Annotated in this window: 20 protein-coding genes; 4 read left to right on the forward strand and 16 right to left on the reverse strand. The window is 70.5% G+C overall.

The features are described from left to right. Positions 1–2: 2 nt before the first annotated feature. The 8 genes from HK415_RS09400 to HK415_RS09435 all read right to left on the reverse strand — a co-directional run bounded on the left by HK415_RS09400 (position 3) and on the right by HK415_RS09435 (position 7,473). Entirely contained in the window at positions 3–1,004 is a 1,002-nt protein-coding gene (locus tag HK415_RS09400; protein WP_253261830.1) for a M23 family metallopeptidase, read from the reverse strand. Further along, complete coding sequence (locus HK415_RS09405; protein WP_171558418.1) at positions 1,001–2,062, reverse strand: L,D-transpeptidase family protein; 1,062 nt, start codon at positions 2,060–2,062, stop codon at positions 1,001–1,003. The genes HK415_RS09400 and HK415_RS09405 overlap by 4 nt, the downstream gene beginning before the upstream one ends. Before the next feature lie 120 nt (positions 2,063–2,182). Further along, positions 2,183–2,968 carry a 2-keto-4-pentenoate hydratase gene (locus tag HK415_RS09410; RefSeq protein ID WP_171558420.1) on the reverse strand — a complete coding sequence of 262 codons (786 nt, stop codon included), beginning with the start codon at positions 2,966–2,968 and terminating at the stop codon, positions 2,183–2,185. Between the two features lie 10 nt (positions 2,969–2,978). Then, on the reverse strand, positions 2,979–3,761 hold the full coding sequence (locus HK415_RS09415; protein WP_171558422.1) for an SDR family NAD(P)-dependent oxidoreductase: 783 nt from the start codon (positions 3,759–3,761) through the stop codon (positions 2,979–2,981). Then, the gene (locus HK415_RS09420) at positions 3,758–4,405 is read right to left on the reverse strand and encodes a glutathione S-transferase family protein (RefSeq protein ID WP_171558425.1); all 648 of its coding nucleotides are present in this window, start codon (positions 4,403–4,405) and stop codon (positions 3,758–3,760) included. The genes HK415_RS09415 and HK415_RS09420 overlap by 4 nt, the downstream gene beginning before the upstream one ends. Positions 4,406–4,418: 13 nt before the next feature. Beyond that, the gene (locus HK415_RS09425) at positions 4,419–5,438 is read right to left on the reverse strand and encodes a Bug family tripartite tricarboxylate transporter substrate binding protein (protein ID WP_253261831.1); all 1,020 of its coding nucleotides are present in this window, start codon (positions 5,436–5,438) and stop codon (positions 4,419–4,421) included. Between the two features lie 89 nt (positions 5,439–5,527). Then, a complete protein-coding gene (locus HK415_RS09430) occupies positions 5,528–6,256 on the reverse strand; it encodes a pilus assembly protein (RefSeq protein ID WP_171558427.1) in 729 nt (242 codons plus the stop codon). Beyond that, positions 6,244–7,473: a pilus assembly protein gene (locus tag HK415_RS09435; protein ID WP_171558429.1), complete on the reverse strand. Its 1,230-nt coding sequence runs from the start codon at positions 7,471–7,473 to the stop codon at positions 6,244–6,246. Before HK415_RS09435 ends, HK415_RS09430 begins: the two co-directional genes overlap by 13 nt. A 242-nt stretch (positions 7,474–7,715) precedes the next feature. Here HK415_RS09435 and HK415_RS09440 point away from each other — a divergent pair, with 242 nt between their 5' ends. From HK415_RS09440 to HK415_RS09450, 3 genes are all read left to right on the forward strand, one after another. Beyond that, positions 7,716–7,970 carry a hypothetical protein gene (locus tag HK415_RS09440; RefSeq protein ID WP_171558432.1) on the forward strand — a complete coding sequence of 85 codons (255 nt, stop codon included), beginning with the start codon at positions 7,716–7,718 and terminating at the stop codon, positions 7,968–7,970. A 21-nt stretch (positions 7,971–7,991) separates the two neighbouring features. Continuing rightward, entirely contained in the window at positions 7,992–8,132 is a 141-nt protein-coding gene (locus tag HK415_RS09445) for a hypothetical protein (RefSeq protein WP_171558434.1), read from the forward strand. 279 nt (positions 8,133–8,411) lie between these two features. Next, the gene (locus tag HK415_RS09450; protein ID WP_171558436.1) at positions 8,412–8,576 is read left to right on the forward strand and encodes a hypothetical protein; all 165 of its coding nucleotides are present in this window, start codon (positions 8,412–8,414) and stop codon (positions 8,574–8,576) included. Positions 8,577–8,807: 231 nt separating this feature from the next. Here the strand turns inward: HK415_RS09450 and HK415_RS09455 are convergent, their stop codons facing one another. The 5 genes from HK415_RS09455 to HK415_RS09475 form a co-directional block, all read right to left on the reverse strand. Continuing rightward, positions 8,808–9,398: a hypothetical protein gene (locus HK415_RS09455; protein ID WP_171558439.1), complete on the reverse strand. Its 591-nt coding sequence runs from the start codon at positions 9,396–9,398 to the stop codon at positions 8,808–8,810. 106 nt (positions 9,399–9,504) lie between these two features. Beyond that, positions 9,505–10,608 (reverse strand): PilW family protein, encoded by a 1,104-nt coding sequence (locus tag HK415_RS09460; protein WP_171558442.1) that lies wholly within the window; start codon positions 10,606–10,608, stop codon positions 9,505–9,507. Continuing rightward, positions 10,605–11,057 carry a type IV pilus modification protein PilV gene (gene pilV / locus HK415_RS09465; RefSeq protein WP_171558443.1) on the reverse strand — a complete coding sequence of 151 codons (453 nt, stop codon included), beginning with the start codon at positions 11,055–11,057 and terminating at the stop codon, positions 10,605–10,607. Before pilV ends, HK415_RS09460 begins: the two co-directional genes overlap by 4 nt. Beyond that, on the reverse strand, positions 11,057–11,548 hold the full coding sequence (locus tag HK415_RS09470) for a GspH/FimT family pseudopilin (protein WP_171563287.1): 492 nt from the start codon (positions 11,546–11,548) through the stop codon (positions 11,057–11,059). The genes pilV and HK415_RS09470 overlap by 1 nt, the downstream gene beginning before the upstream one ends. After that, the gene (locus HK415_RS09475; protein WP_290427340.1) at positions 11,542–11,967 is read right to left on the reverse strand and encodes a type IV pilin protein; all 426 of its coding nucleotides are present in this window, start codon (positions 11,965–11,967) and stop codon (positions 11,542–11,544) included. Before HK415_RS09475 ends, HK415_RS09470 begins: the two co-directional genes overlap by 7 nt. Before the next feature lie 403 nt (positions 11,968–12,370). Here HK415_RS09475 and HK415_RS09480 point away from each other — a divergent pair, with 403 nt between their 5' ends. Further along, on the forward strand, positions 12,371–12,760 hold the full coding sequence (locus tag HK415_RS09480; RefSeq protein ID WP_309246640.1) for a 3'-5' exonuclease: 390 nt from the start codon (positions 12,371–12,373) through the stop codon (positions 12,758–12,760). Here HK415_RS09480 and HK415_RS09485 read toward each other — a convergent pair. Genes HK415_RS09485 through HK415_RS23885 form a run of 3 tightly spaced genes read right to left on the reverse strand, consistent with a single transcriptional unit; the run spans position 12,750 to position 14,835 of the window. After that, positions 12,750–12,968 (reverse strand): hypothetical protein, encoded by a 219-nt coding sequence (locus HK415_RS09485; protein ID WP_171558448.1) that lies wholly within the window; start codon positions 12,966–12,968, stop codon positions 12,750–12,752. The two genes, HK415_RS09480 and HK415_RS09485, sit on opposite strands and share 11 nt — an antisense overlap. A gap of 38 nt (positions 12,969–13,006) precedes the next feature. Next, the gene (locus tag HK415_RS09490) at positions 13,007–13,828 is read right to left on the reverse strand and encodes an ATP-binding protein (protein WP_171558450.1); all 822 of its coding nucleotides are present in this window, start codon (positions 13,826–13,828) and stop codon (positions 13,007–13,009) included. Further along, positions 13,768–14,835: a PAS domain-containing sensor histidine kinase gene (locus tag HK415_RS23885; protein WP_216369758.1), complete on the reverse strand. Its 1,068-nt coding sequence runs from the start codon at positions 14,833–14,835 to the stop codon at positions 13,768–13,770. Before HK415_RS23885 ends, HK415_RS09490 begins: the two co-directional genes overlap by 61 nt. Between the last annotated feature and the right edge of the window lie 8 nt (positions 14,836–14,843).

The following is a 14,843-nucleotide window of genomic DNA, read 5'->3' on the forward strand; positions in this document are numbered from 1 at the left end:
CCTCAGCGCACCGCCACCTGGTCCGCGGGTTCCGCGACGGCCAGCGCCGGGTATGGATTCACCGCCTCGCCCTGCCACCACTTGGGCGGCGTCCCCAGCTTGAAGACCGCGAAGTGCAGGTGCGGCGCGTTCGCGGCGGAATTGCCGCTCACGCCGACGTAGCCGATCAGGTCGCCGCGGCGCACGTCCTGGCCTTCGCGCAGGTTGTCCGCGTAGCGCTGGAGGTGCGCGTAGTAATAGGCCAGCTGCGCCTTGGGGTCGAACTGGTAGATCGTCAGGCCGCCGGCCTTGCTGGTGAACAGCTTGGCGATGCGGCCGTCGTCCACCGCCACCACCGGCGTGCCCATGGGCGCCATGATGTCGATGGCCTCGTGCCTGCGCGAACCGCGGCTCTGCTCGTAGTTGTCCGAGAGCGCGGTGCGGGCGATGCCGGCCACCGGAATTTCCAGCGAACGCTGCGCGAGCAGGCGGGCGCCTTCCGGGTCGCCCGGATTGCGCACGGCCGGCAGCGCGGACACCTTGTCCTTGCGCCTGGCCGGCTCCGGCTTGGCTTCGCTGCTCCTGGCGGGGGCGTTGGCGCGGCGCTCGGTCTCCTCCAGGAAGCGCGAGAGCTCGGTGGGGGCGGCGATGCCGTCCGGGACCGGGACGGCTGCCGGCGACTGGCCCGGCTGGGCGCCCATGGCCGCCGTGTCGGGCGAACTGGCCGCGGCGAGTGCGGGATCGGCGGCCGGGGCCGGCGCCGACGCCGACGCCATCGTGTTGTCGCCCGACGTGGTCGGCGTGGTCGTGGATTCCGTGGCGGCGACCGGCGGCGGCGTGGTGGAGTCCGCGCCAGCCACGGCCGGCGGCGTCGCGGCCGGCTGGCCGTTCATGGGCGTGCTGTCCGGCAGGGAGGACGTCGGTGCGGTGACCGTCGTGCGCGGCTCCTCGCGCACCGATACGTCGCAGGCCTGCAGGCCGAGCACGGCCAGGGCGGCGGCGAGAGGCAGCTTCCAGTGTTTCATGACTGCACCTCCACGCTGATGCCCTTGTCGGCGACCGTCGACAGCCGCACCACGTCCCAGTTGGTCAGGCGCACGCAGCCGCTGCTTTCGGCGCGCGACATCTGCGAGGGCTCGGCGGTGCCGTGGATGCCCAGGTGTTCCTTGTTCAGCGCCAGCCACATCACGCCCACCGGGCTGTTCGGGCCGGGCGGCAGCTTGAGCTTCTTGTCGCTCTTCGGGTTGCGCAGGAGCGCGGGGTTGTAGCTGAAGTCGGGGTTCTTCGCGTGCGCGGAGATCTGCAGCGTGCCTTCGGGCAGCGGGAATTCCTGGCCGCCGATGGTCACCGGGAAGGCGCCCATCACCTTGCCGTCGCCGCCCAGGATGTAGAGCATCTGCTCGGACTTGTCGATGCGCAGCGAGGCAGCCTTGGCAGGCATCGCGGCGGCGCGGCCGACGTCGGTGACGACGATCGCCTGCCCCGCCTGCATGGTGCGCCCGCCGTTCAGGGCGGCGAGCAGCTTGGGGCTCATGTGGAAACGCTCGCTGATCGCCTCGGCCATGGTCTGGTAGCCCAGCGCGGGCAGTTGCGACTGCGCCTCGGGGTCGTCCTTGGGGATGGTCACGTAGGGGCCGTTGACGTCCTTGTCGGTCACCGTGTAGCTGGCGAAGGCCGGGGCCTGCTGGCCCAGCGCCTGCCAGGTCGCGGCGTCGACGATGCCGCTGGCCGGCAGGCTGCGCGAGGACTGGAAGGCGGCCAGCGCCTTCTTCATGTTGCTGCCGAAGCTGCCGTCGATCTCGCCCACCGAGAACCAGTTGCGGTCCAGCAGGACCTGCGCGCGGATCACCGCCGGCCCCTTGTCGCCCTGCTTGAGTTCCGGCGTCGACGTGTCGGCATTCAGCTGCTGGACGTGTTGTCCCGCGTCGGGCGGGAACGGCGTCGGCACCACGGCGGCGGCCTTCTTCGGCGCTGCGGCCTGCGACTTCTTGGCCGCCTGCGCCTGGACCAGCGGTGGCACGGCCAGGAAGCTCAGGGGAAGGGCCAGCGCGAGGGCGCGCAGGATCGGCGATTGTTTGTGCATGGGCAAGGCTCCATCGGGGCGATGCCTGACCGTAGCGTTGCGGCCGTGCTGGCCTTGTAGTCGTGCGGCGACGCGCTGGGTCGGCGCGGTCCGGCTTGCCGCGAATGCCGAGCTGGACCGTTACACGAAACGGACGGACAGGGGCGCCAGCGGCGCGCCGAACTCGGCGCGCCACTGCTCCCCGCGCTGCACCGGCCAGGCGTCGGTCCAGGTGCCCGTGGTCACGACGTCGCCGGGCTGCAGGTCGGTGGCACCCGGGCAATCGCGCAAGGCCGCCAGGAAGTGCGCCAGCGCATGCAGCGGGCCGTCGAGCACGTTGCTGCCCACGCCCTCGTCGATGCGCTGGTCGCCGCGGTACAGCGTGATGCGGTCGGCGGCAAGCTGCGCGTCGAAGGCGGCGGCGTCGCGCGGGAGTGCGTCCACCGGGATCCGGCGGCCCACCAGCAGGCGCGCATGCAGGCCGCTGTCGGCCACCGTGTCGGCCGCCGTGAACTTCCAGTCCGGCATGTGCGACTGCACGATCTCGAAGCCGGGCGCGATCCATTCCACGCAGGCCAGCAGCTGGGCTAGCGTGGCGCGGGCCGGCGGCGTGGCCTTCAGCCCGAACACGCATTCCGGCTCGATCCGCGGCTGGCAAGTGCCGGCCAGCGAGATCTCGCCCTCGCCTTCACAGAAGTGCAGCGTGGTGTTCCACACCGTCCCCCAGATCGGTGCGTAGACGCCATAGCGTTCCCAGATCGTGCGGTTGGTGAAGCCTATCTTGTAGCCGCGCGGCTGTTCGCCGCGGCGCAGGCGCAACTGGCGCACGCTCAGCGCGCGTTCGTAGGCCTGGGCGACGTCGAGCCCGCAGCCCGAGGGCCAGGGCGTGGCCTCGTCGATGTGCCGAAGCAGCAGTTCCGGAGTCATGGGACGCAGCTTAGCGCGCCGGCCGCGCGCCCATGTGCATGCCGCTGTCGAGCATCAGCAGCTCGCCGGTGGTGGTGCGCGCGCCTTCCACCAGCCAGGTGATCGCATCGGCCACGTCTTCCGGCGTCGAAGGACGTCCCAGCGGCGCGGTGCGTTCGTAGTTGGCGGCCAGCTTGTCGGCGGCCTCCTGGCCCACGCCGTCGACGAACCAGCGGCTGGTGATCAGGCCGGGGCAGACGGCGTTGACGCGGATCTCCGGCGCCAGCGTGCGCGCCAGGTGCAGCGTCATGGCATTGAGCGCCCCCTTGGAGGCGATGTAGGGCACCGAGGATCCGATGCCCAGCACGCCGGCGATCGAGGACACGTTGACGATGCAGCCGCGGCTGGCCTTCAGGTGCGGCACGCAGGCGCGCGCCATCTGGAAGCTGCCGACCGTGTTGACGGAATAGATGCGCTGGAAGGCCTCGAGGTCCAGCGCATCCCAGCCCGCGGCCGCGCCGAACACCGACACCCCGGCGTTGTTCACCAGCGCGTCGATGCGGCCCCAGCGTTCCATGGTGGTGGTGGCCAGCGCGCGGCAGTCGGCGTCCTGCGCCACGTCGGCGCGCAGCAGCAGCGTGTCGGCACCCGCGGCGCGGCAAGCCGCCTCGGACGCTTGCGCCTCGGTGGCGCTGCGCGAATAGTTGATCACCACGTTCCAGCCGCGGCCGGCCAGCTGCAGCGCCGTCGCCGCGCCGACGCCGGTGCCCGAACCGGTGACGATCGCCACCTTGCGTGATGGCTTTGCGCTCATGGCCTGGCCTGCATCGCGGCCTTGCGGTCGGCCACCACCTTCTGGGCCGCGGGACGTTCGCCGATGAACTTGACGTAGGGCTTGTAGTCGATGCCGGCGGCCAGCAGCAGGTCCTCGCCATAGACGGCCTTGGTCGCCATGCCCACCAGCGGCAGGTCGGCGAAGGCGGAGCAGTCGGCCATGGTGAAGGTGTCGCCGGCTGCATAAGGGGCGAGCTTGAGGATGCGCTTGAGGCCCGCGATCTTCTGCTCCACTTCCTTGCGGATGCGCGCCGCATTGCTTTCGGACAACGGCGCGGCGCCGAAGAAGGCGACGCCGTACAGCTGGCGCGCGGCCATCTCCAGGTGCCAGTCGAGGAAGGTCACCAGCTCGCGCACCTTGGCGGCCGCGAACGGGTCCTTGGGCAGCAGCGGCGGCTGGGGATGCGTGGCCTCGATGTATTCCAGCAGCACCTGGCTTTCGGCCACGCAGCCCTGCTCCGCGGTCAGGAAGGGGATCTTGCCCATGGGCGAGAACGCCAGCAGCGCCTCGTCCTTGTCGCGGAAGTTCACCAGCCTTTCCTCGAAGGGCACGCCCTTCTCCAGCAGCGCGAGCTTGACCTTGTTGTGGTAGTTGCTGATCGGCGAGCCGTGCAGGGTGAGCATCGTGCGTCCTTCCTCAGTCGGCCTTGGCGCCGGATTCCTTGACGACCTTGGCCCACTTCACGGTCTCGGCCTGCATGAAGGTGTTGAGCGCCTCGGGCGTGCCGGCATTGATGTCCAGGCCCAGGGCCGCGAGCTTGGCCTTGACGTCCGGCATGGCCATGACCTTGAGCGTCTCGGCGTTGATGCGCATCTGCACCTCGCGCGGGATGCCGGGCGAGCCGTACAGGCCGAACCAGGAGGTCGCCTCGAAGCCGGGGATGCCCGATTCGGCGATGGTGGGGATGTCGGGCGCGGCCGGCGAACGCTGCGCGCTGGTCACCGCCAGGGCCTTGAGCTCGCCCGACTTCACCAGCGGCAGCGAGGACGGCATGTTGTCGAACATCAGCTGCACGCGGCCGCCGAGCAGGTCGGGGATCGCCTGGGCACGGCCCTTGTAGGGGATGTGCTGCATCTTCACGCCGGCCAGCGTGTTGAACAGTTCGCCGGACAGGTGGATCGAAGTCCCGCTGCCCGCGGAGCCGAAGGACAGCGGCTGCTTCTTCGCCAGCTCGATCAGTTCGCGCACGTTGCTGGCGGGCACGGTCTTGTTCACGACCAGCAGGTTGGGCGTGGACGCCAGGAAGGCGATCGGCGTGAAGTCGCGCAGGTGGTTGTAGGGCATGCGCTCGCCGTACAGCGCGGCGTTGATCGCGTGCGTGCCGACCGTGCCGACCACCAGGGTGTGGCCGTCGCCCGCTGCCTTGGCCACCAGGTCGGCGCCGATGTTGCCGCCGGCGCCCGGCTTGTTGTCCACCGTGACCGGCTGGCCCAGCGACGCCCACTTCTCCGCCAGCACGCGGGCCAGCGTGTCGGGCGCCCCGCCGGGCGGGAAGGTGACGACGATGCGCACCGGCTTGGTCGGCCAGGCCGCCTGGGCGTGGACGGCGCTGGCCGGCAAGCCGGCGGCAAAGGTGAAGGCCGCGAGGGCCGCGAGGGCGCGAAGGCGCGAACGGTGCATCGATTTCTCCTGGAAGGGCAGCAAGCCGGTTGGCATGCAACCATTCTGGTGGCACCGGCGCGCGCCGTGAATGCTGGTGTGCCCTAGGAGCCTGCGCGGCAGAGTCGCTCGCGCGACCCAGCCCTTCAGTTCAGCGGGCGCATGTAGATGCGGCGGAAGGTGCTGATGGCGGTCTCGTCGATCTCGCGGCTCTGCGTCGTCTTGTCGGACAGGCGCAGCAGGCCGCGCGGGCGCCCCGCGGTCGTGACGATCACCGGCCGGCTGGACAGCGCGTCCGCGACCACGAACACCGAGTCGTAGAACTCGGTGCCGCCGATGGTCTTGGGGATCGCGCCGCCGGTGACCGCCGACAGCTGGAAGAAGAAGCTGGAGCCGCCGGGGTTGCAGGTCTCGTTGGTGGGCTTGTTCACCACGACCACCAGCGTGCCGCCCGCCGTGACCGCCACCTGGGTGTTCACCCGGCCGCCCGAAATCGGGATGTCCAGGTAGAAGCCGCGCTTGCTGGTGAGGTCCACCGTGTTGTGGCTCACCCTGAAGCCGCCGCCCGTGGTGGAGGTGGCCACCTGGCAGGCGAAGTCGCCGTTGCCCCCGTTGGCCGGGCAGCTACCGCTGGTGTTGCGGATGTCCGGCAGCGATGGCGAGCTCACCGAGGTGTCGTCGACGATGCCGTAGATCGTCTGCGTCTGGGTGGCGAAGTTGTTGGGCGTGGACGTGCCGGGCACGTCGTCCACGGAGAAATACTGGCCCGTGCCCAGGTAGATGAAGAACCTGGTCGCACTGCCGGCGACAGCGTTCACCACCGGCGGGGCGGAAGCCGGCTGCCGGTTGCCCGAGGCATCCTTCAGTGCCGCCACGCGCACGGGGTCGCTGCCGGTGGAGGCGTCGAGGTCGAAGCGCCAGACGTTGCCCAGCAGGTCGGCCCCCAGACGTAGCGCACCATGGCCGTCGGGCTGACGTTGGAAGCGGTGGCCAGGTGCGCCAGGCCCAGGCCATCGCTCGCGCTGCCGAATCCGTTGGGCGTGGTGAATTCCTTTTCCACCGCGCCGGTGCTCGGGTTGAGCACCCAGACGTGGCCGCGGCCGTCGCCGCCCAGGCCGTCCGCGCCGCCGTCGTTGCGGTAGCCCGAGGCGACCACGACGCGCCAGCCGTCCGCCGTCTTCACGACCAGCGGCGTGCCGAAGGAGTAACCCATGTTCGCCAGGCGCGACTCCCACAGCACCTTGTTGGCCGCCACGTTCTCGCTGGCGGCCGTGCCGCTGGTGATGTTCAGCGCGTAGTAGCCCGAGCCGCCCTTGCCCAGTCCGCCCACGAGGATGCGGCCGAGGCCGGCGAAGCCGGTGATCTGCGCGGTCGCCGGCGTGGCGTCCATCAGGTACTGGTGCGTCGTGAAGGGATCGGCGCGGCTGGCCAGGCTGCCGTGCACCAGGCGCGGCAGGTAGGCCCAGAGCTCCTGTCCCCGCGTGGTCGCGCTGGACACCACCCGCCCGTCGAAGGCGTGCAGCATGCCGTCGTTGGCCGCCTGGAACACCACCGGGTCGACCGCGGTGTAGTTCACCACCACCGGTTCGGCGTTGATGATGTCGCCCAGCACGTGCGCCCGCACGGCGAAGGTGCTGCCCTCGCGGCTGCGGTCGCCGCGGGTGTAGGCGAGCAGGTTGGCGTCGATGCCGGGGAAGTTCGCCGTCGTGAAGGGCACCCCGTTGCTGCCGTCGAAGGAGGCGATCTTGCGGCTGGCCGGGGCCAGCAGGTTGAGCTTGTCGCGCGCCGACCATTGCACCGGCCCGTTCTGCAGGCCGGTGGCCGGGTCGAGCGCATAGGCTTCCAGTTCGCCCCACCAGCTGCCGGAGTTGTAGCTGGAGGCATAGCCGACGGTGCCGGAGGTGATCTGCGTGTTGGTCACGGCCACGGCCGCGGCGGCCGCGTCCTTGCCCAGGGCGTCGGTGATCACGTCGCGGAAGGCCTCGTCCAGCGCGACGCCGTCGGTGGCGGCGATGAACTTGCCGCCGCCCTGGCGCGCCGTGTTGATCAGCAGCGGGTCGTTCTGCACCGTGGTGTCGGCAAAGCCGATCATGTAGGTGCTGATGTTGTTCTTGCTGGTCTTGGTGCCGCGGGTGGGCTGCAGGTCGGGCCGCAGGTCGGTGTCGAACAGCAGCTTTGGCGACGTCGTCCATGAAGTCGCTGCCGTTGCTTTCGTAGCTGCGGTTGTTCTTGCGGTCCAGGCCCGGCAGGTTGGACGGGTTCGGCTGGCCCGAGACCGGCTGGCAGGTCGCCGCGTTCACGCCGGAGCAGTCGCCGTCGTAGTCGAACACGTGGTTGTTGCGCGTGCTCGCGGGGTTGGTCCCCTGCCCTTCGAAGACCCGGTCGTTCTGCGGGCGGCCGTCGGTCAGGGCGAAGATCGAGGTGCGCTGGCACCAGTACTGGATCGGCTTGGTCGCGGTCGTGCGGCAGTTGGGCGCGCCCGCCAGGCAGGCGTTGCGCCCGCCCGCGGGCGTGTCCGCGCCGCGCATGTACAGCAGGTCGTCGATCGGCACGTTGTTCGCGCGCGCGGTGGACACGTTGCCGGTGTAGCCGCTGGCCATGTAGCGGCCGATGTCGGCCAGCGTGCTCGCCAGCGGCGTCACGCCGCCCGGCGTGAGCGCGTCGATGCTGCTCTTGATGGTGCTGCGGGTGCTGGCGTCGAGATTGCCCATCGCGACGCGCAGGGCGCCGCCGGTGGGGTTGGAGGCGTAGGAGGTCAGGCCGACGCGCACCGCCGTGCGTCCGGTGGTGGGCACCGGCAAGGTGTCGATGGCGGCCTTGGCCGAGCGCTTGGCGATCTCCATGCGCGTTTCGACCAGGCCGGCGTTCAGGCGCTTGCGGTCGGTCCAGCCGGTGGCCGGGCTGTCGAAACTGCCGAAGTACCAGTTCAGGAAATGCCCGCTGTACTCGGCGTCGAGGTAGTTGTTGTCGGGCACGCGGTCGGTGGAGGTCCCGCCGTTGGCCAGCAGCTTGGCGCTGTAGGTGGCCGTGTTGTTGAAGCAGAACGCACTGGTGCTCGAGTTCGGACGCAGGCTCACGTGCACGAGGGTGGTGCCCCCGGCGCGCACGCGCGGGGCGCCGCCCTGCACGCGCAATTCCACGGCGGCGGTGGTGGCCACCACGGTGATGTTGGAGCCGGCGCAGTTGTTCTGGTAGGTGGCCGTGGGCGAATAGGGCGCCGCAGGCACGATGTTGTTCATCGAGCCGGAGGTGTCCACCATGAACATGAAGTTCGGGGCGACGCTGTTCTGCACCGCCGGCGGAACGTCGTCGATCTTCTGCGCGCCGGCGGCCAGCGCCGCGAGCAGCAGACCGGCGGCCAGGCCGCAGCGGCCCAGCCGCTTGCCAAGGTGTTGGATCATGGGGACTCCCTGCGCCCTTCTCTTGTCAGGTCGTGGCCGGGCCGCTGAACATGGCCTCGAACCAGGATTCGGTGCCGCGCGGGCCCCGCACGCGGATCAGCACGCGGTAGCGCAGCGCGACGGTGGAGGCCGACACGGCGGTGGCCAGCGGTTCGTATTCGCAGCGGGCGCGGATGTCGGCCATGTCGGTGAACACCGGGTTGGCGGAACAGCGCCGCTCGATCACGTACTGCACGCGGAAGTTGCCGTTGTCCGCCGCGCAGTCGTTGACCAGCACACCCTTGTCGTCCACGCAGGGCACGGCGTTCCAGTCCACCGAGGTCGGCACGCCGTGCGAGTCCACGGTGGTGTCGATCGTGGCCAGGTAGCGGTTGGCCACCGCGGTGTTGCCCTGGCCGCCGGCGATGCGGTTGGCCACCTCGTTCATGGCGTCGCCGACAGCGCGGTCGGAGGCCTGCAGGGCGGACTGGCGGAAGGAGAAATTGCCGGCCTGCGCATTGCCGGTCTGCACCGCGCTCAGCATGCTCATGCCGGCCAGCAGCGTCATCACCAGCACCACCAGCACGGCCAGCAGCACCATGCCTTCCTGGCGGCGGGGTCCGGGGCCGCGCCTCATGAATCGCTCCAGATGACGGTGCGCAGCGGGATCACCGCCGCGTGCACGCGGTAGCGGAAGTTGCGCCAGGTCCGGCCCGCCGGCAGGGCCACGGCGCCCAGGTCGATCACGGGGCGGCCGCATCCTCGAACGAGCAGGGACCGGTGTTGGCGACGCCCGCCCCGTTGGTGCACGGCGCCGTGATGTCGCTCGCCTCGGACTCGCGCGAGCGCGAGACCACCACGATGCGCACGGCCTTGATGCGGGCGATGTCGGCCACGGCCGGCGTGCCGCCCCAGGTGGCGCCGCTGGCATCCACCCACTGCGCCACCACGTCGCTGGAGGCCGCGTTGCTCACGCCGTACTGCGCGTGCATCAGCACGACGTCGGTGGCCAGCGCATCGACGCCGGCACCGAAGGCCAGCGGGCTCTGCGTGCAGGCCGGCAAGGCGGCGGTCGTGAAGGCGTTGAAACGCACCAGCGACTGGCATTGCACCGCGAAGGCGTCCTGCCGGAAGCCATCGGCCACCGAGCCGACGCGGCTGACGACCGCCGGGCCGGTGGCGGTGCCGGCGGTCTCGAAGCCGAAAGTGGGCCGGGTCGTGAAACTGCCGGCGCCGCCGGGCGCCGGATTCAGGCCGGTGTTGGGCGCGCGCACCAGCAGCTGGCACTCATTCGCGTTGCCGCCGCAGGACGCCACCACCGTGGGCGCCTGCGTGATCTGGAACAGGGTGCAGGGCAGGCCCGATCCGGGCGCGCCGATCACGGCGTAGTCGCCGCTCGCCAGTGCGCTGGAGTTGCTCACGTTGATGGACGCCGCGCTGACCGCGTCGGCCAGCACCGGCGCCGCGCCCAGCGGCCGGTTGCCCGCCCCGCCGGTGAACACCAGCGTGTCCGACACGCCGTTGCCGCCGCCGTCGACGATGCGTGCCGGCATCCAGGGCGCGTTGTCCGCCACCATCGCGGTGCCGTTGAAGGCATTCCAGGTCGGGCAGATCGGCTGGCCGGCGCTGTAGAAGCCGGCGCCCGCGTTGCGGCCCGACAGGTCCATCAGCGACACGCCGATCTGCGCATTGCTCTGCGCCGAGACGTTGGCGCTGAGGATCGCGTACTGGCGCCCGGAACTGACGACCACCGACAGCACGCCCAGGGCCACGATCAGGCCCACGGCGCAGGCGACCATCAACTCGACCAGCGAGAAGCCGGCCTGGTGGAGCTTGCGCGTCGTCATGGCCATTGCACCCGGTTGCTGACTTCGAAGGTGTGCGGCTCGCCGGCCTCCCCGTTCTTCCAGCACAGGCGCACGGTGACGTCGGTGCCGTTGACGATGACCTGCTGGTCGTCGGCGCTCACGCTGGGGAAGGCGGCAACCACCTGCGACAGCCACTCGGTGACCTGCGCATTGGCGGAGGCCGCGCCGGTGGGCGCGCAGCCGCTGCCCGAAGGCTTGTGGGCGAAGCTGGCCGCCGTCGTCGGGTCGGAGATCAGCATCCGGGCGAGCAGCTGGTCGGCCAGGAAGGTCGCCTCGGCGCGCTGGCGCGCGTCGGTGGACATGCGCACGGCGGTCGCCTGCAGCCGCACCAGCCCCAGCACGCCGAGCGCGAAGACGACGATGGCCACCAGCACCTCGACCAGCGTGAAACCCTGGTCGGCGCGGCGGCGGCGGTTGGCTGGGCCCATCAGCACCTCCTCGGGTCGTCCGCCACGGCGATGGCCGGGTCGCACATGCGCATCATCCCGCCGCCGTACACGTTGACGCGGCGGCTGGCGGATTGCGCGGCGTGGCTGGAGACGGTCAGCTGCGACAGCTGGGTTCCCGTGGCCAGCACGCCCGTGGGCAGGAAGGTGGCCGAAACGGCGGAACCCGCCGAAGCGAGCTGCAGGCTGCCCCAGTCGGCGTTGCTGTACGCACGCAGCGTGTCGCCCGAACCCACCTGCGTCACGTTCCAGCCGATGCCGTCGGCCCGCAGGGAGAAGCGCACGGACGCATTGCGCCGCAGGGCCTCCGTGCGGGCCTGGGCCAGTCCGTCCATGATGCTCTGCGCGGCTTCCTGGACCTTGCGCCTGGCGATCATCTCCGCGGCGCCCGGCGCGACCAGCGTCGCCATGACGGCGAACACCGTGAGGGCGATCATCAGTTCGACCAGGGTGAAGCCGCGCTGCCTCAGCATGCGTCCCCCTGCTTCTTCAGCCAGCAGGCCGCGTCGACGGCCGCCCCGTCGAACTGCACCGTGCGCTGCTCGTCGCGGTGGTTCACCGAGTACGCGTAGCCGGCCATGCTGTTCACGCCGCCGGCCGTGATGACGAAGGATTGGGAATTGGACGTGCTGCCCCAGCTGCAGGAAAAGCTGAAGCCGTCGGCACTGGGCATGGGCACGGGACAGGTGGTCGCCGTGGAGCCGTAGTTCCGGTTGTCCGCGTAGTACTGCTCGAGCTTGACCCGCGCCGTGCCGAGCTCGCCCAGCGCGACCGCGATCTTGCCCCGGCGGACATAGGCGGTATAGGACGGGTAGGCGACCGCCGCCAACAGGGCGATCACCGCCATGGCGATCACGAGCTCGATGAGCGTGAAGCCCCGCGACCTGCCCAACGCTTTTTCTGCTTTCATCCGTGAGCGTCCCCAGGAACGCCGCCCTTCCGTGATGCAACAGGAAGGAACATTGGCGGCATTCTGTGGTGATCGTATCCCCAGCCGTTAGGGAATTTCGGAAGCAGTCGCGCCATTCAAACAGGTCATCCGTATTCCTAGGTGCAAACCCTTAGTCCGCCCCGCATATCCTCGTCGCCCATGCCCCTGCCCCTGCCCGCCCCCGAGGAGATCGCCCTGCTGGAGCCCTTCGAGCGCCTCGGGCTGGACCGCATCCGGATCGTCAGCACGCAGGCCGCGGCGGAGGACGCCGCCCACGCCCTGGTGCAGGCACCGGTGTGGGGCTTCGACACGGAGTCGCGCCCAACCTTCGAGGCCGGCCAGGGCCTCCGAGGGGCCGCACGTCGTGCAGCTCGCCACCCTGGAGCACGCGTACGTCTTCCAGCTGCACGAGGGCGGCTGCCGCGCCGTGGCCGGCGAGCTGCTGGCGCGCCGCGGGATCGTGAAGGCCGGCTTCGGGCTGCACGACGACAAGCGGCGCATCACGCACAAGCTGGGCGTGGAGCCGCAGGACGTGCTGGACCTGGACACGCTGTTCCGCGAGCGCGGCTACCGGCGGCAGATGGGGGTGAAGGCGGCGGTGGCCGTGCTGTTCGGGCGGCGCTACCTGAAGTCCAAGCGGGCCGCGACCTCGAACTGGTCGCAGCGCAGCCTGTCGGAGTCGCAGGTGCTCTATGCGGCCAACGACGCCTGGGCGGCGCTGCGCGTGTACCACGCGCTGGCGCTCAATCCTTGACCGCCGCCATCATCCGCCTGAAGCGCAGCGCGCATTCGGCGCGCATCTCCTCCACCTCGGTGATGATCGAGTCGGGCCGCGGACCCTCGCCCTTGGCATAGATGGCCAGGGCGTCCGAAAGCAGCTGCTCGTGCACGCGCAGCCGCGAGTGCAGCGCATGCCAGTCGGCATGCAGCCGTTCGAGTTCCTTGTCGGGACCGGGCGCCATGGCCGGAATTGTAATGAGGCTCGCTTCGCGGGCCGATGTCAGGCCGACTTCAGCACGTCCTGCACCTTGCGCAGCAGCACGTCGATCAGCACCGGCTTGCGCAGCAGCTCGATGCGCTGCGCCAGCAGGCCGCCGGCTATGGCTTCCTGCGCATAGCCGGTGATCAGGATCACCTTCAGCTGCGGCCGCGAGGCGCGCGCGGCGTCGGCCAGCTGCTTGCCGCTCATGCCACCCGGCAGGCCGATGTCCGACAGCAGCAGGTCCACCGGGCCGAGCGCATTGAGCAGTCGCACGCCCTCCGCGCCGGTGGCCGCGGCATGCACGTCATACCCCAGGCCGCGCAGCGCTTCGGTGGCGAGCGTGCGCACCACGTCGTCGTCCTCCACCACCACGATGGTTTCGCCGCGCCCCGCCACCACCTCCGCCAGCGGCTGCACCAGGGGCCCCGGCAGGTCCTCGCCCTCGAAGCGGGGCAGCAGCAGGGACACGCGCGTGCCTTCGCCGATCCGGCTGTCGATGGTCGCGAAGCCGCCCGACTGGCGCGCGAAGCCGTACACCATCGACAGGCCCAGCCCGGTGCCCTGGCCGATCGGCTTGGTGGTGAAGAAGGGGTCGAAGGCGCGCTCGATCACGTCCTGCGGCATCCCGGTGCCGGTGTCGCCCACCGTCACCTTGACGTAGTCGCCCGGCGCGAGGAACTCGTCGGGGCCGACCTGCGTGGAGGGCAGCTGCACGTTGGCCGTGGCCAGCGTGAGCCGGCCGCCCGCGGGCATGGCGTCGCGCGCGTTGATGGTCAGGTTCAGGATGGCGCTTTCCAGCTGGTTGGGGTCGCAGCGGGTGGGCCAGGTGTCCGGGTCCACGGCCATGGCCAGCGTGATCGACTCCCCGTGGTGCGCCGCACCAGCTCGCGCAGCGACTGCAGCAGCTGCACCAGCTCCACCCGCTGCGGCGCCAGCGGCTGCTGGCGCGCGAACGCCAGCAGCCGGTGCGTCATGGCGGCGGCGCGCTGCGCCGAGCTCATCGCCATGTCGACGAAGCGCGGGATGCTGGCCGTGCGCCCGGTGGCCTCCAGCTTGCGGATCACGTCGAGGGCGCCGACGATGCCCTGCAGCATGTTGTTGAAGTCGTGGGCGATGCCGCCCGTGAGCTGGCCGATCGCCTCCATCTTGTGGGCCTGGCGCAGCTGCTCCTCGGCCTGCTGCAGCTGCTCGGTGCGCAGGTCCACCTGGCGCTCCAGCTCGCCGCGCGAGCGGCTCAGCACCTCGCGCGCGTCCACGATGTCCTGGATGTCGGTGCAGGTGCCGAACCAGCGCACCACGCGCCCCTGCTCGTCGCGCACCGCCTGCGCGCGTCCCAGCACCCAGCGGTATTCGCCGGAGCGGTGGCGCAGCCGGTACTCGATGTGGTACGGCTCGCCGGTGTTCAGGCTGTGGCGCCACACCGTCCAGGCGCGCTTCTGGTCGTCCGGGTGGAACACGCCGTTCCAGGCCGCGCCGTCGGTGGAGCCGTAGGGAACGCCGGTGTACTCGTACCAGCGGTCGTTGTAGTAGTCGTGGAAGCCGTCCGGCAGCGTCGACCAGATCATCTGGTCCACCGAGTTGGTGATGGCGCGGAACTTGGCCTCGCTCTCGCGCAGCGCCGCCTGCGCGGAGACGCGCTGGCTGACGTCGGTGGCCTGGATGAAGATGCCGGTGGTGTGCTGGCGCTCGTCGCGCACCGGCTGGAACACGAAGTCGACGATGCGCCGCTGCAGCGTGCCGTCGTCGCCGCGGAACTGCACCACGACCTCGTTGCCCACGAAGGACTTGCCGGAGGCGTACACCTGGTCGAGGATGCCGATGAAGCCCTGTTCCGCCAGCTCCGGCAAGGCGTCGG

Origin of the sequence: Ramlibacter montanisoli, from assembly GCF_013087525.1 — a bacterium.
Lineage (GTDB): Bacteria > Pseudomonadota > Gammaproteobacteria > Burkholderiales > Burkholderiaceae_C > Ramlibacter > Ramlibacter montanisoli.

Excerpts from the sequence above, each read along its gene's own strand:
- HK415_RS09415 (WP_171558422.1), bottom strand. The coding sequence starts at position 3,761 with ATGAGCGCAAAGCCATCACGCAAGGTGGCGATCGTCACCGGTTCGGGC.
- HK415_RS09460 (WP_171558442.1), bottom strand. The coding sequence starts at position 10,608 with ATGACGACGCGCAAGCTCCACCAGGCCGGCTTCTCGCTGGTCGAGTTG.
- HK415_RS09410 (WP_171558420.1), bottom strand. The coding sequence starts at position 2,968 with ATGACTCCGGAACTGCTGCTTCGGCACATCGACGAGGCCACGCCCTGG.
- pilV (WP_171558443.1), bottom strand. The coding sequence starts at position 11,057 with ATGGGCCCAGCCAACCGCCGCCGCCGCGCCGACCAGGGTTTCACGCTG.
- HK415_RS09470 (WP_171563287.1), bottom strand. The coding sequence starts at position 11,548 with ATGCTGAGGCAGCGCGGCTTCACCCTGGTCGAACTGATGATCGCCCTC.
- HK415_RS09405 (WP_171558418.1), bottom strand. The coding sequence starts at position 2,062 with ATGCACAAACAATCGCCGATCCTGCGCGCCCTCGCGCTGGCCCTTCCC.
- HK415_RS09400 (WP_253261830.1), bottom strand. The coding sequence starts at position 1,004 with ATGAAACACTGGAAGCTGCCTCTCGCCGCCGCCCTGGCCGTGCTCGGC.
- HK415_RS09425 (WP_253261831.1), bottom strand. The coding sequence starts at position 5,438 with ATGCCAACCGGCTTGCTGCCCTTCCAGGAGAAATCGATGCACCGTTCG.
- HK415_RS09455 (WP_171558439.1), bottom strand. The coding sequence starts at position 9,398 with ATGAGGCGCGGCCCCGGACCCCGCCGCCAGGAAGGCATGGTGCTGCTG.
- HK415_RS09420 (WP_171558425.1), bottom strand. The coding sequence starts at position 4,405 with ATGCTCACCCTGCACGGCTCGCCGATCAGCAACTACCACAACAAGGTC.
- HK415_RS09435 (WP_171558429.1), bottom strand. The coding sequence starts at position 7,473 with ATGATCGGCTTTGCCGACACCACGGTGCAGAACGACCCGCTGCTGATC.
- HK415_RS09445 (WP_171558434.1), top strand. The coding sequence starts at position 7,992 with ATGTCGGCCAGCGTGCTCGCCAGCGGCGTCACGCCGCCCGGCGTGAGC.
- HK415_RS09485 (WP_171558448.1), bottom strand. The coding sequence starts at position 12,968 with ATGGCGCCCGGTCCCGACAAGGAACTCGAACGGCTGCATGCCGACTGG.